The 12,625-nt window shown below is 71.8% G+C and carries 15 protein-coding genes and 1 pseudogene; 7 read left to right on the top strand and 9 right to left on the bottom strand.

Features of this window, described 5'->3' with window-relative positions; genetic code table 11:
* The first annotated feature begins 57 nt into the window (after positions 1-57).
* From IRQ30_RS02400 to IRQ30_RS02380, 5 genes are all read left to right on the top strand, one after another.
* Positions 58-408 (top strand): hypothetical protein, encoded by a 351-nt coding sequence (locus tag IRQ30_RS02400; RefSeq protein WP_193611465.1) that lies wholly within the window; start codon positions 58-60, stop codon positions 406-408.
* Positions 409-505: 97 nt separating this feature from the next.
* Complete coding sequence (locus IRQ30_RS02395; protein ID WP_193611464.1) at positions 506-817, top strand: hypothetical protein; 312 nt, start codon at positions 506-508, stop codon at positions 815-817.
* On the top strand, positions 817-1,866 hold the full coding sequence (locus IRQ30_RS02390; RefSeq protein WP_193611463.1) for a hypothetical protein: 1,050 nt from the start codon (positions 817-819) through the stop codon (positions 1,864-1,866). Before IRQ30_RS02395 ends, IRQ30_RS02390 begins: the two co-directional genes overlap by 1 nt.
* Positions 1,863-2,375 (top strand): DUF4919 domain-containing protein, encoded by a 513-nt coding sequence (locus IRQ30_RS02385; RefSeq protein WP_193611462.1) that lies wholly within the window; start codon positions 1,863-1,865, stop codon positions 2,373-2,375. The genes IRQ30_RS02390 and IRQ30_RS02385 overlap by 4 nt, the downstream gene beginning before the upstream one ends.
* Positions 2,368-3,423, top strand: a complete 1,056-nt coding sequence (locus IRQ30_RS02380) for a WD40 domain-containing protein (RefSeq protein WP_193611461.1) — start codon at positions 2,368-2,370, stop codon at positions 3,421-3,423. Before IRQ30_RS02385 ends, IRQ30_RS02380 begins: the two co-directional genes overlap by 8 nt.
* A gap of 245 nt (positions 3,424-3,668) precedes the next feature.
* Here IRQ30_RS02380 and IRQ30_RS02375 read toward each other — a convergent pair whose 3' ends face one another.
* Genes IRQ30_RS02375 through hsaA form a run of 4 tightly spaced genes read right to left on the bottom strand, consistent with a single transcriptional unit; the run spans position 3,669 to position 7,286 of the window.
* Positions 3,669-4,301 carry a flavin reductase family protein gene (locus tag IRQ30_RS02375; RefSeq protein WP_227466882.1) on the bottom strand — a complete coding sequence of 211 codons (633 nt, stop codon included), beginning with the start codon at positions 4,299-4,301 and terminating at the stop codon, positions 3,669-3,671.
* Positions 4,302-4,329: 28 nt separating this feature from the next.
* Positions 4,330-5,232: an iron-dependent extradiol dioxygenase HsaC gene (gene hsaC / locus IRQ30_RS02370; RefSeq protein ID WP_227466881.1), complete on the bottom strand. Its 903-nt coding sequence runs from the start codon at positions 5,230-5,232 to the stop codon at positions 4,330-4,332.
* Positions 5,229-6,116, bottom strand: a complete 888-nt coding sequence (gene hsaD, locus IRQ30_RS02365; protein ID WP_193611460.1) for a 4,5:9,10-diseco-3-hydroxy-5,9,17-trioxoandrosta-1(10),2-diene-4-oate hydrolase — start codon at positions 6,114-6,116, stop codon at positions 5,229-5,231. Before hsaD ends, hsaC begins: the two co-directional genes overlap by 4 nt.
* A 3-nt stretch (positions 6,117-6,119) precedes the next feature.
* On the bottom strand, positions 6,120-7,286 hold the full coding sequence (hsaA, locus tag IRQ30_RS02360) for a 3-hydroxy-9,10-secoandrosta-1,3,5(10)-triene-9,17-dione monooxygenase oxygenase subunit (protein ID WP_193611459.1): 1,167 nt from the start codon (positions 7,284-7,286) through the stop codon (positions 6,120-6,122).
* Positions 7,287-7,704: 418 nt separating this feature from the next.
* Here hsaA and IRQ30_RS02355 point away from each other — a divergent pair, with 418 nt between their 5' ends.
* Positions 7,705-7,995 (top strand): hypothetical protein, encoded by a 291-nt coding sequence (locus tag IRQ30_RS02355; protein ID WP_193611458.1) that lies wholly within the window; start codon positions 7,705-7,707, stop codon positions 7,993-7,995.
* Positions 7,996-8,012: 17 nt separating this feature from the next.
* Here IRQ30_RS02355 and IRQ30_RS02350 read toward each other — a convergent pair whose 3' ends face one another.
* From IRQ30_RS02350 to IRQ30_RS02335, 4 genes are all read right to left on the bottom strand, one after another.
* On the bottom strand, positions 8,013-9,245 hold the full coding sequence (locus IRQ30_RS02350; protein WP_193611457.1) for a DUF222 domain-containing protein: 1,233 nt from the start codon (positions 9,243-9,245) through the stop codon (positions 8,013-8,015).
* A 248-nt stretch (positions 9,246-9,493) separates the two neighbouring features.
* On the bottom strand, positions 9,494-9,934 hold the full coding sequence (locus IRQ30_RS02345; protein ID WP_338089534.1) for an HIT family protein: 441 nt from the start codon (positions 9,932-9,934) through the stop codon (positions 9,494-9,496).
* A gap of 36 nt (positions 9,935-9,970) precedes the next feature.
* Positions 9,971-10,921 (bottom strand): class II glutamine amidotransferase, encoded by a 951-nt coding sequence (locus IRQ30_RS02340; protein WP_193611456.1) that lies wholly within the window; start codon positions 10,919-10,921, stop codon positions 9,971-9,973.
* 96 nt (positions 10,922-11,017) lie between these two features.
* Positions 11,018-11,890 carry a helix-turn-helix domain-containing protein gene (locus IRQ30_RS02335; RefSeq protein ID WP_193611455.1) on the bottom strand — a complete coding sequence of 291 codons (873 nt, stop codon included), beginning with the start codon at positions 11,888-11,890 and terminating at the stop codon, positions 11,018-11,020.
* 38 nt (positions 11,891-11,928) lie between these two features.
* On the opposite strand from IRQ30_RS02335, the gene IRQ30_RS02330 reads away from it, so the two are divergent.
* Positions 11,929-12,474 (top strand): maleylpyruvate isomerase family mycothiol-dependent enzyme, encoded by a 546-nt coding sequence (locus tag IRQ30_RS02330; RefSeq protein WP_193611454.1) that lies wholly within the window; start codon positions 11,929-11,931, stop codon positions 12,472-12,474.
* 19 nt (positions 12,475-12,493) lie between these two features.
* Here IRQ30_RS02330 and IRQ30_RS02325 read toward each other — a convergent pair.
* Positions 12,494-12,625 (bottom strand): annotated as a pseudogene (locus IRQ30_RS02325) (IS481 family transposase); the annotation flags it as partial.

Raw genomic sequence — 12,625 nt, 5'->3', positions numbered from 1 at the left:
GGTGGCCATCCGACGCCCGGCGGCCCGTAGGCACGGCGCGGCGAGTAGTTTCGGGGCATGACCGAGGAGCCGCCCGTCCGCCGAGCCCGGCACCTGATGGACCCCTCCCGACCGCGCCCCGCGGTGCGCCAGGAGGACGTCCAGCGCCTCGAGCGCGTCCAGAAGTGGGTGCTGTCGATCCTGATCGTGACCACGATCCTGCACCTCTCGGCCGGACTCGCCATCGCGGCGCAGCACGTCGACGAGGACGCCCTGTCCGCCGGCGTCGGGCTGAGCGTGCTGGCCGGCGCGTTCGGCGTCATCGCGGTGGCCGCCGGGCTCGCGATCCACAAGCGCGCCATCGCCTCGCCCTGGCTGCTGCTGGGCGTCGTCCCCGGGATCGTGTCCGCCTACCTCGTCCTGCGCTGAGCCACCGACTCCGCCCACGAGCGAGCCGCGGAGGTTTCACGCCGGGCCCCGTCGGGGAGCCTGAGGAGCACCCACCCCCGACCTCCCGGCAGGAGCCATGACGGTATTCCAGGTCAACCCCGCCGACATGGCCAGCGCGTCCGGCGACGTCGGCGACGCGGCGGACGGCGCGCAGGGCCACGGGTCGTCGGAGCACCTGGACACCGCCGGCGCGGCGATCCCGGGTGCCGACTCCGCCCGCTACCTCGCCGACCTCGGCATCAGCTGGGACGAGGACGTGGAGGCCTGGGCCGACTCCGTGCGCGACTTCGGTGACCAGATCGAGTCCGCGAGCAGGGAGGCGCAGGGCGCCGACGACGACACGGGCTGGCGCTTCGGCGGGCTGTTCCGCGGGCTGGGTGAGGGCTGATGCCCATCACCTACAGCGAGGTCGTCCAGTGGCAGGCCGCTCCCCTGGGTGCGGCCGGCGACGGCCTCAAGACCGACGTCCAGGCTCTCGAGAGGAGCCGGGACGTCGTCGAGGCCCAGGGCGTGCCCGACTCCTGGACCGGCATCGCCCGGCTGGTGGCCGAGGCCCGTCGCGACGGGCTGGTGGCCTCGATGACCACCCACATCGAGGGCAAGACCCGGCTCCAGCGGGCGATGTACGACGCGGAGTCCCAGGTCACGGTGATCGAGAGCCTGGTCCAGGACGTCCAGGGCCAGGCGGCCGCCCAGGAGCTCACGATCGGCAGCGACGGGACGGTCACCGACTCGCGGACGCCGCCGACGTTCGACAACCGCTACGAGGCCGACGAGTACCGCAGGTCGCGGACGGCGCAGGCGCAGGCGATCGCCGACGACATCACGACGATCCTCGGGAAGGCCGCGGCCGCCGACATGACGATCGCGAACGCGATCCCGTCCGGGACGGTGCAGGACATCGACGAGTACGGCACCGCCAGTCCCGAGGTGGCCGAGCACTGGGCCGGGCTGACCGACGCGGAGCGTCGCGCGATCATCGAGCAGCAGATCCAGGAGATGGCCGAGGAGTACGGCATCGACATGCCGACGATCGAGTGGCAGCCCGAGAGCTGGGAGTCCAACGGCAGCTGGAACGAGGGCTCGGGCACGGTCTCCCTGAACGAGGGCCTGCTGGACGACCCCCGGCTCCTGCACACGGTCGCCCACGAGATGCGCCACGCCCGCCAGCACGAGGCGGCCGAGGACGAGGGCGCGTTCCACTGGCCGTGGGAGACCGACCCCTTCGCCGAGCACGAGGAGGACGGGATCACCGAGGAGCAGGCCCGCGAGTGGGAGGAGAACTTCAACGACTACCAGAGCACCGGCGAGCCCGGCGTCACCTTCGAGGACTACTTCGAGCAGCCCGTGGAGGAGGATGCTCGCGACGGCGGTCGCGAGTACCTCGACGGCCTCACCACCGCCGAGCTCGAGCGGCTGCTGGAGGAGTCACGATGACGACGACGTACGGCGACCTGGTCGCCACCTATCTCGCGGAGCCCACGCCCGCGACCCTCGCCGCGCTGCGCAGCGCCGTGCGCTCGGCGCCCGGCTTCACCCCCGACCTCGCCGCCGACGCGCTGGCCCGTCCCCTCCTCGAGCGCGGGGCCTACGGCGAGGCGGTCACCGCCCTGAGCGCCCTCATGCCCGGGGCCATGCTCAGCCCCTCCGCGCACACGGTGCTCGCCGAGGCGCTGACCGGCGCCGGCCGCACCGACGCGGCGCGGCGCGAGGAGTCGCTCGCCCGCGCGGCGCTCAGCAGCATCCTGTCCACCGGTGACGGCACGGCCGCCCGACCGTGGTCGGTGCTGCGGGTGAGCGACGAGTACGACGTCCTGAGCGCGCTCGGCAAGCGCTCGCGGCGCCAGTCGGTCGACCGGGTCGGCAGTCGTCACCTGGACCGCCACGAGTGCGAGGACGGCAGCGAGCTCGTGTTCGACGTGACCGGCCTGTTCCCCCGTGACTGAGGCTCGCGCGAGGGCACCGCGGCGGGCCACCGCGTCGCTGCTGGGCCTGGTCGTCGCGGCGGCCCTCGCGGGTTGCGCCGACGAGGCCGACGACGAGCGCGGTGGCACGGGGACCGGGTCGGAGAGCCCGGTCGCCGGGTCCGTGCCGGGATCCCCGGTCCTGCCGGACGACCTGTCGGTGAGCCAGGACGGCAGCCAGGTGCTCGCCGACTGCTGGCGGGGCATCTGCCGGTGGGACACCGCCGACGGCACGCTCGCCGAGGTGGGCGACGGCAGCCATGTCGCGATCAGCCCCGACTGGTCCCTGATCGCCGGCGTCGGAGACGACGCGTCGGTCCTGCTGCTCGACACCGCCTCCCGCGAGGTCGTGCAGGAGCTGCCCGGCCTCCGCGACCAAGAGGTCACCGACGGGTCCCCGGTCACCGACGTCGCCTTCAGCCCCGACGGCTCGCTGGTGGCCGGCGCCGACCTCGAGGGTCGCGTCGCGGTGTGGTCGGTCGAGGACGGCGCCGAGGTCTCCTCCGTCGAGACCGACGGCGACGTCTTCGCGCTGGCGTTCAGCCCCGACGGCTCCCGCCTGGCGACCGCGGGCGGCGCGCCCACCCGGGTCCTCGACGTCGCGACGGGCGACGAGGTCGCCGCACTCCCCCGGTCGGCGGACTCCTCCGGCCTGGTCTGGAGCCCCGACGGCCGCTGGCTGGCCGCGTCCGGGCCCGACGGGGCGCCCGCGCTGTGGCGGACCCCGGACTTCACCCTCGTGGAGCAGCTGGCGGGCAACCACCTCGAGCAGGCCGCCTTCTCCCCCGACTCCCGCACCCTCGCCCTCACCGACACCGAGGACGCCACGGTGAGGCTGTGGAGCCCGCCGGCGCTGGGCGGCGAGAGGCGCGCCGTACGCGAGCTCCTGGGCCACACCGACGCCCCGGAGGCGGTGGTGTTCGCGCCCGACGGCGCGACGCTCTACTCCGTCGCTGGCCGCGACGGGGTCCTCGCCTGGGACGTCCGCACGGGAGAGCTGCGCCGGGAGCTGGAGCTGCCCGAGACCTGAGGGAGCGCTGCGAGAGCCTTGAGGTCGTCTTGAGGAAGCGCTGAGGCGGGCACGCCAGACTCCTGTCATGACCTCGAGGACCACCGCCCCCAAGCCCTCCTACGACACCTCCGACGTCAACGTCGGCATGACCGCGAACCCGCGCCGCACATAGCTCTGACGCACCCGGACGACACCAGTAGCAGCACCGGTACCAGCACCATCAGCACCACCATCTGCATCACCCGCGTGCGTACGGCGGCCGCTCAGTCGGTCGTGGCGTACTTGCCGCGGTAGAACAGCAACGGCTGCTCGGGCCCCCGCAGCGCCAGGTCCAGGACCCGGCCGATGACGACGTAGTGGTCGCCGGCCTCGTGGACGGCGTGGATCGCGCAGTCGACGTACCCGAGCGCGCCGTGCAGCAGCGGCGACCCCGTCTGCGCCGTGGGCTCCCAGCCGACGCCGGCGAACTTGTCGGTGCCGCGGCTGGCCATCGTGTTGGACAGCTCGGCCTGGTCGTGGGCCAGGAAGTTGACGCAGAAGCGCCCCGCTCGCTGCATCAACGGCCAGGCGCGCGAGGTCTTGGCCGGGATGAAGAGCACCAGCGGCGGGTCCAGCGAGACGCTGGAGAACGACTGGCAGGTCATGCCCACCGGCTCGCCACCGCTCACCGCGGTCACGACGGTGACCCCGGAGGCGAAGCTGCCCAGCACGTCGCGGAACGTGCGCGCGCGGGCGACGGCCTCGTCGTCCTCGGCGTGCACCCCCGACACCTCGCCGGGGCGCCACTCGACGTCGAAGTCGACGTCGCCCAGCCACGAGCTGATCAGCTCCGGGCTAGGCCAGGACTCCCGGGCATCAGGGCTCATCCCCTCGGGGATCTCGGGACGCGAGCTCATGGACCCCATGGTTCCACTGCCCGTGGCATCACGAACCGCCGCCACCGAAGTCGTGGCCCCAGTAGGACACCGCGGTCGACTCGCGGGCGACCCACCGGGCGTCGTCGACCTGCAGGCCGTCGGTCCCGAACTCGATGTCGAAGCCGCCCGGCGAGCGCACGTAGAAGGACACCATCTCGTCGTTCATGTGGCGCCCGAGCGTTGCCGACAGCGGCGCCTTGTGCTTGCGCACCCGCTCCAGCGCACGACCCACGTCGTCGAGCTCGTCGACCTCGAGCATGATGTGGACGCACTTGGCGGAGTTGGGCATCGGCAGGAACGCGAGCGAGTGGTGGCGGGGGTTGACGCCCAGGAACCGCAGCCAGACCTTGGAGCCCGGCTCCTTGCCGACGAACTCGCCGGGCATGCTCATCGAGTCACGGAGCCGGAAGCCGAGGACGTCGGTGTAGAAGCGCAGCGCCTCGACGTCGTCGAGCACGGGCAGCACGATGTGACCCATCCCCTGGTCGCCGGTGACGAAGCGGGCGGCGTACGGCGTCACGACCGGGCGCGACTCGTAGGTGATGCCGTGGAAGAGCTCGAATACGTTGTCCCACGGGTCGCAGAACCGCACCAGCTCCTGCACGCGGCGCTCGTCGAGCTCCTCGCGGGTGCCCTCCTCGAAGGCCACGCCGGCCTTCTGCAGGTGCTCGCGGGCCTCCTGCAGGGCGCGGTGGTCGGCGACCTCCCAGCCGGTGGCGGCGAGCTCGTCGACGTCGGAGGGGAAGACCACGAGGCGCGCCGAGACCTGGTCGATGCGCCAGTACTGGTGGTCGGGGTTGGGGCCGCGGCCGGCGGCGAGGCCGAGGACCTTGCCGGCGAACGTCGTCCACTGGTCGAGGTCGGTGCTGGCGACGCGGACGTAGCCCATCGACCGGATCTCGATGGTCATGGGCGTGGCCTCTCGGTGTGGCGCGCGTAGAAGGACGTAGCGACCTCGCGGAACTCGTCGGCCGCCTCGATCTGCGCCCAGTGCCCGCAGTTCGGGAAGACATGCAGGGAGGCCTTCGGGATCAGCTTGAGCGCGACCATGGCGCCGTCGAGCGGGTTGACGCGGTCCTCGCGACCCCAGGTGAGCAGCGTGTGCTTGCGCAGTCGGTGCGCCTCGCGCCAGAGCATGCCGTCCTCGGCGGTCTCGGGGTTCCAGAACGACATGCCCATCGAGCGCATGGCCTCCTGCGCGCCCGGCGCCGTGGCGTCGGCGAAGCGCTCCTCGACCAGCTCGTCGGTCACCAGCGACTGGTCGACGACCATGGTGGAGATGAAGGCGCGCAGCGCCTCGCGGGTGGGGTTCGCGCCGAAGTCCATGAGCCGCTGGACGCCCTCGGTGGGGTCGGCGTGGAAGAGGTTGAGCGACAGCCCGCCGGGGCCCATCAGCACCAGCCGGCCGACCCGGTCGGGGTAGGTCAGCGCCAGCCGCATCGCCGTACCGCCGCCGAGGCTGTTGCCGAGCAGGTGGACCCGGTCGATCCCGAGCTCGTCGAGCAGCGCGACGACGTGGTCGGCGGCGTGGCGGTAGAAGTTGCCGACCACCGGAGGCTTGTCGGAGCCGCCGAAGCCGGGTTGGTCGACCAGCAGGGTGCGGAACGACGTCGCGAAGCCCGGCAGCGCGCGACCGAAGTTGGACCAGGCGCTGGCGCCGGGGCCGCCACCGTGGAGCATCACGAGCGGCAGTCCGCCACCGACGTCGGTGGGCTGCCCGGCCTCGTAGTAGTTCAGCGTGATCTCACGAGCCTTCGCGGACCGACGGGTCGCCTCCTGGGAGAAGTCGCTCATGCCTCAGTACATCCCGGGGTCGACCTTGTGGCCGAACTCGTGCGCGCCGAACATCTGCAGCGCCCGCTCGGGGTCGTTGGCGGCGTGCACGCGGCCGGCGTGCGCGTCGCGCCAGGCGCGCTGGAGGTAGGTGCCCTGCGCCAGCGCGCGGCCGCCCGAGGCCTCGAACAGCGCGTCGATGGCCTCGATCGCGCGCTCGCTGCCGATGACCTGGTCGCGGCGCACCTTCAGGCGCAGGCCGAGCGGGATCCGCTCGCCGCGCTGGACGTAGGCCATCTCCTCGCGGATGTTGTTGGTCAGCAGCGCCCAGGCGGCGTCGATCTCGGAGGAGGCCCGCGCGATGCGCACCATGGCGAAGGGGTCCTTGGACGCCTTCTCGCCGAGGTACGCCGCGCGGCTGCGGGCCTGCTGCATCTCGACGTGCTCGGCGTAGGCGCCCATCGCCATGCCGATGATCGGGGTGGTGATGGTGCCCGTGAAGATCGAGTGGAAGGGGAGCTTGTAGAGGTCGGAGGTGTTGACCTCCTGGCCGGGGCCCTTGCACTGCCCGGTCTCGCCCATGCTCAGCGTGAACGCCTCGGGGATGAACTGGTCCTCGACGAGGATGTCGTTGGAGCCGGTGCCGCTGAGGCCGACCATGTGCCAGACGTCGATGATCGTGTACTTCTCACGGGGCACCATGAACGTCTTGAAGTCGATGACGCTGCCCTCTTCGTTGAACACGAGGCCGCCGAGGAGCACCCACGAGCAGTGGTCGCACCCGGAGGAGAAGCTCCACTTGCCCGAGAGCGTGTAGCCGCCGTCGGTGACGGTGGCCTTGCCGGTGGGGGCGTACGACGAGCTCAGGCGGGTGCTGGTGTCCTCGCCCCACACGGCCTGCTGCGCCTCGTCGGAGAACAGCGCGACCTGCCAAGGGTGCACCCCCACCACGCTGGAGACCCAGCCCGTGGAGCCGCAGGCGCTCGCGATGTCGCGGACCGCGGTGTAGAAGTCGACCGGGTCGGACTCGAAGCCGTCGAAGCGCTGGGGTTGCAGCAGCCGGAAGAAGCCGGTCTCCTCCAGCTCCTTGACCGAGGAGTCCGGGACGACGCGGAGTCGCTCGGTCTCGTCGGCACGCTCCCGGAAGGTGGGGAGCAGGTCGCGGACGCCGTCGAGCACAGCCTGGGACATCGAGAACTCCTGTCGTGGTGGGACAGGTCAATACTAGAACACGTTCTTGTTTTGGTCGACATCCGTGGGCGGTCGCAACTTATGCACTGTCGGCGCGGCTCTCGCCGGCCTGGCGGGCGGCCCGCTCGACCCGCTCGACGTACCCCGGCCAGTCGTAGCCGGCGTCGCTGTGGAGGTCGCCCGGCCGGCGCGACCGGCGCCTACTCCCCCGGCGGCGGGTCCGGGTGCGGACCGGGCTGGTCGGTGTTGGGCTCTTCGCCGTCCGGCGTGGGCGGCTCCGAGTCCTGGTCGTGCTCGGGCGTCGGGTCGGTGGTCATGGGTGACCGGTACCCCCTCGGGCCCGGTGGGCGCGCGTCAGTCGTGGCGACCACCCGGCACGACGGGACTCATCGGTCCGCCGCGGCGATAGGGTCCCCGTATGGTCGACGAGGCGCTGAGCGCCGTGCTGATCGCATGCGTCGGTCGCACGCACGAGTCGCTCTCGACCGAGCGCGTGCGGGCTCAGCTCGGGGAGGACGCCCTGAGTCTGGTGCCGGACGCCCGGCGCGTGGTCGCTGACCTCAACGCGGCGGAGCCGGCCCCGTGGCGGCGCGGCGACATCACCGAGGTCGCGGCCGCGGCCCGGCGGTTCCTGCACGAACGTCACCCTGAGTTGTCCCAGGCCGCCGTCAGCGCGGTCGTCAACGCCTACTGCTTCAGCTGGAAATGACCGACCTCAGGACAGGCCTACGTCCGCCGGTGGAAGCGGACTCCTCCGTCCGGCAGTCGGTCGACGCGGTATCGGTGGTCGTGGGCGACGTGGTGGTGGAACGAGCAGAGCAGGTCCGCGTCGGCCAGGTCGGTCTTCCCGCCCCGGGACCAGGGGTCGCCGCCATGGTGCGCCTCGCACCAGGGAGCGGGGATGTCGCAACCCTCGGCGCGACAGGTCCGTTGCCGTACGGCGAGCGCCTTGCGCTGCGCGGGTGAGTAGAGCCGGCGGGCCCGTCCGAGGTCCAGCACCTGGCTCTCGCCGCCGAGGACCACTGGGACGATGCCGGCGGTGCACGCGAGCCGGCGGGCCTCGCCCGCCGAGATCGGCTCCTCGCCGATGAAGGCCACCCCGTGCTCGCGCTGAAGTGTCTCGAGGTCGATGTGGACCATCACGGTGGTCGCGTCGCCGCCGTGCAGCGGCGTCCGGTCGGGGTCGACCGACTCGAGGAACGCGCCGAACGCCTCACCCATCCGCTGGTCGTGAGGCCGGCGGTCGTCCGGCGCACTCTCGCGCTCGCGCCGTGGGGCCGCGAAGGCATGGAGGTAGGTGAGCAGGCGGTCGGAGATGGCGTCGGAGACCCGGAAATGGAGGTCGGTCGTGCCGTCGCCGTTGCGTCGCGTCCTGAGGAACGTGCGCCTGCGCGCGCGGGCCTCCGCCTGCTCGAGCAGGCGGGCCTCGAGGTCGTCGCTCGCCTCCGGCGCCACCACCTCCAGGACCCGGCGGCCGAGGTTTCGCAGGTCGTGCGGGCCGAACGTCCGGGCCTCGACCACGAGCTGCTCGTCCGCCCTGGAGCGGACCTCCTCGCCCACCTCGGCGGGAAGCTCGTCCACGGCGCGCACGATGGCCTCGGCCTGAGCCACGTTGACCGCACCCTGCCGCAGCGCTCGCGCCACGACCGGGTGCTTGTCCAGGCCTCCCGCCAGCCGCAGCCGGCGGCGGCTCTGCGCACGGTCATGCCGAGCGTGGTGCGCCAGCCAGGCGGCGACGTCGCGCGCGCCGTCCCGCTCGGCGACGTCGCCGGCCGACGCCATCACGCGCAGCCGCAGCTCCTCCGTCCGGTCGCCCACGGCGCTGAGACGAAGGAGGGCCGCGGCCTTGTCGTCCGTCGACATGTAGATCGGGTCGACGTCGGCCGCCCCCGCCAGGGCGTCCTCCATCGTCGACACCGCGAACAGCACCGGATGCTGCGGAGCGAACGACTCGGACATGCGGACACCTGGAGGTCGACGGTCGCCCGGGAACCGACCCACCGGGACTTGCACGAACGTCGATGCCAGCGCGTCGCATGACGAGCTCCGGGCGGACCGGAGGACTACTGCATCTCAACCTATTAGAACACATGTTCGACGCAGTGTCAACCATGCTCGATGGGTTCTGTGGGCCGCTCGTCCGAGCCTCGACCGTCCCCGCCGGCAGCTCCCCCGTCGCCGCAGGTCGGCGCGGCAGCGGTGGCGACCTAGGGGAAGTGGCGGGCCAGACGGGCGCACAAGTCGGCGACCTCGGCGGGTCCACCCCGGGGAGCATCCGACCAGTCATCGACGCGATGCCACGGGATCTCCGTCGGGGTTCCCGTGTGCCTCACGATCACGTGCTCGTGGAAGTGCTCGAGCCGTGTGTTGATCACCATGGCGTGCACCGCATCGACATCGAGCTCCGCGCGCAAGGCCCGCGCCGCGTCCCTCACCGCTCGTCCCACCGCCGCTGACTCCTCGTCCGTGAGGGAGTCGACGAACGGCGCGTGCCGGTCGGTCTCGACCAGGAGATGGCCCAACGCGACGGGCATCGGCCTGTTCACCAGATGCTTCACCCAGACCAGGTCGTCCCGCCACACCACAGGAGCGACGAGATCTCCCTCTCCGCGATGACCTGCGCAGATGGGGCATCCCGGGCTGGTCACGTCCGCAGGCTACGCACCGCCCGCGTCACGGCGCGCCTAGACCGAGAGCCTGCTGACGGTCCGGGAGACGTGGTCACCCGTCTTCTCGAGGAACACGATCTCCCCGAACTCGACGTGCGACCAGCCTTCGGCGTCGTCGGTGAGGGCCTCGGAGGCGAACACGGCAGCCGTTGCCTCGCTCTCGTCGCACGCCTCGAAGTCGTAGGAGGTGTCGTCGCTGGGGACGTGGCGGCCCATCAGCATGTACATCGGCTCCAGGAGCATCGAGAGGGCGAAGTCCTTCGTGCCCGGCTCGGACTTCCGCAGCTCCTTCCAGTCCCCCGCCGGGTCGGTCTCGCCCTGGTGCCCGAGGCCGACGTTGACCCCGATGATCCGGTTCGGCGACACCAGGGCCATCTTCATCTTGGCCAGGGCAGGGAGATCGAGGGTCTTCATCGCCTGGGCGACGAGGCGCACCATCGTCTCGATCGCGCGTCGGACGTCCTCGTCGCTGTCGCCGTCGAGCAGGGAGAGCAGGAGCACGTAGAGGAACTCCGTGTCCGTCGAGCCCCGCATCTGCTTGAGGTACCGGTCCTCGCAGTGCTGCAGCAGCTCCCGCTGCAGGAGCATCCAGTTCGGCAGGTCGCCGTTCTGGGCCAGGATCCACGGGGTCTCCTCGAAGGAGAAGGGGTGGCAGTTCTCGTCGACCATCACGGTCTTCGAGTTGTAGACGGCCGCGCGCACGTGGGCGAGCACCGTGCTCGCCTGCAGGCTGGGGACGATGTGCTGCGCGTTGTCGTCGTAGAAGGCCGGCATGGGCCGGCGATAGATGAGCGGATCCTCCGGCTTGAGCAGGTGCTCGCCCCAGGCGCCGAATCCCCAGCCCGCCAGCTGCAGGTCCGGGTAGTGCTCAGGGTCGAGGGCCTGGTTGACCAGGCTGTTCGACGGCGTGAGCAGCAGGCTCTCGAGCGGGGTCTCGGGCCCGATGTAGGCGAGCACTCGGCACATAGGTTTCCTTCACTGACGAGAGGACGTGCCGCGGTCGGCATCCACGAGCGCCGCCACCCTACGGGCCAGCGTCCGGTCGCTCCGGGCGAGGCCTCGCTACGTGCCGGACCAGGCGTCTCGCTGAGCCGCCGTGAACCGGCTGGGGGTCGTCCCGGTCACGTGCAGGAAGTCGCGGATCATGTGCGGCTCGTCGGCGTAGCCGACGGCGGCCGCGAGGTCGGCCTGGGTGGCGCTCTCGTGCAGCAGCCGCTCGGCCGCCTCCTGGAGCCGTCTGCGCTGGATGAGGCACTTCGGCGTGAGGCCCAGGCGCCGACGCAGGAGCTGCTGCAGCGCCCGCTCGCCGATGTCGAACCGGGAGCAGATCTGGGTCACCTGGAGGAGCTCCACGTCGCTCTCGACCGCGGCGACCAGGGCGTTGACGAGCTGCCCCTCGGCGTCCAGGGGCAGGAGCCGGCGCAGGGTGTCCTCGCAGGCCTTCAGGGCGTCGCGGTGTGCCTCAGGGCGATGCGGATCGGTCGCTATCACGCTTCGGACGCGGTCGGCGAGGATCCGTCCGTCGTCGCCGAGGACCTCCTCGAGCTCGACGTAGCGGTCGTTGAAGCCTTCGGCGGGGCCGGCGAGCGGGTAGCCCGTTGCCGGCGCCAGCACCAGACCGACGGCCCAGCCCTCGCCCGTGAGCGTCGTCGTGGACAGCTCGGGGGCCACCCCGTGCAGGCGCGCGTAGTCGCCGCTGATCACCAGCAGGGACACCGGGTCCTGCAGAGTCCGCTGCGGTGCCTCCGCGCCCGGCGGCACGGACCAGACCGGGATCCAGCACCGGCGCACGAGTGCCGCGAGCTCGGCGCTCGGGAGGTACCGGTACGTCCGCTGGTGGGCGTCGCCGGGCCCTACCAGGCACACCAGCTCGTCGGGGCTCCGGCGGACCGTGCTGACGACGTCTCCCGGCTGCGCGTCGGTGTCGGATTTCATCAAGTCGCACCGCCGGCCATGCTCCTAGGGTCCCACGCATGACCGACACCGCCACGCAGTACGAGACCGCCCTCCGCCCCCTGACCGCCGTCGTCGAGACGCTGCCGCCGCACGCCTGGGACGCGTCCTCACCGTGCGAGGGATGGAGCGCGCGCGACGTCGTGAGGCACCTTGTCGAGACGCAGCGCGAGACGCTGACCGGGAACGGCGTGGACCTGGGCGAGGCGCCCGACTGGACGGCCGATCCCGTCGGCGCCTGGAACCGGCACTCGCAGCGGGTCCTCGACGCGCTGCGCGACCCCGACCAGGTCGACCGGCCCATCGAGTGGTTCTTCGGGCCCACGACGATCGGGGCCACCATCGAGCGGTTCTACGTGTGGGACATGTACGTCCACCGCTGGGACCTGGCTCAGGCTGCCGGGCTCGACGCGGGACTCACCGACCGCGAGCTGGATCTCGTCGAGCGGGGTGCCGACGCCCTCGGAGAGGCCCTGCACCTGGACGGGATGTGCCGTACGCCGGTCGCCGCCGCCCGCGACGACCGCACCGCCCGGGTGCTGGCCCGTCTCGGGCGGCTCGCCTGAGCCTCGGCTCCACGCGCCCCTAGATGTTCTGTCCACGCAGGTTGGTCACGACGTCGGCTGGTGACTTGCCGCCGAGTGCGGTGTGGCCGCGGTGGTGATTGTAGGTGTGGAGCCAGTCCGGGTAGCTGGCTGCGCGTTCAGCGTCTGAGCG

The sequence above is a fragment of the Nocardioides lijunqiniae genome, from assembly GCF_015024225.1.
Classification (GTDB): Bacteria; Actinomycetota; Actinomycetes; order Propionibacteriales; family Nocardioidaceae; genus Nocardioides; species Nocardioides lijunqiniae.
This window is presented reverse-complemented; position numbering and strand designations above follow the sequence as displayed.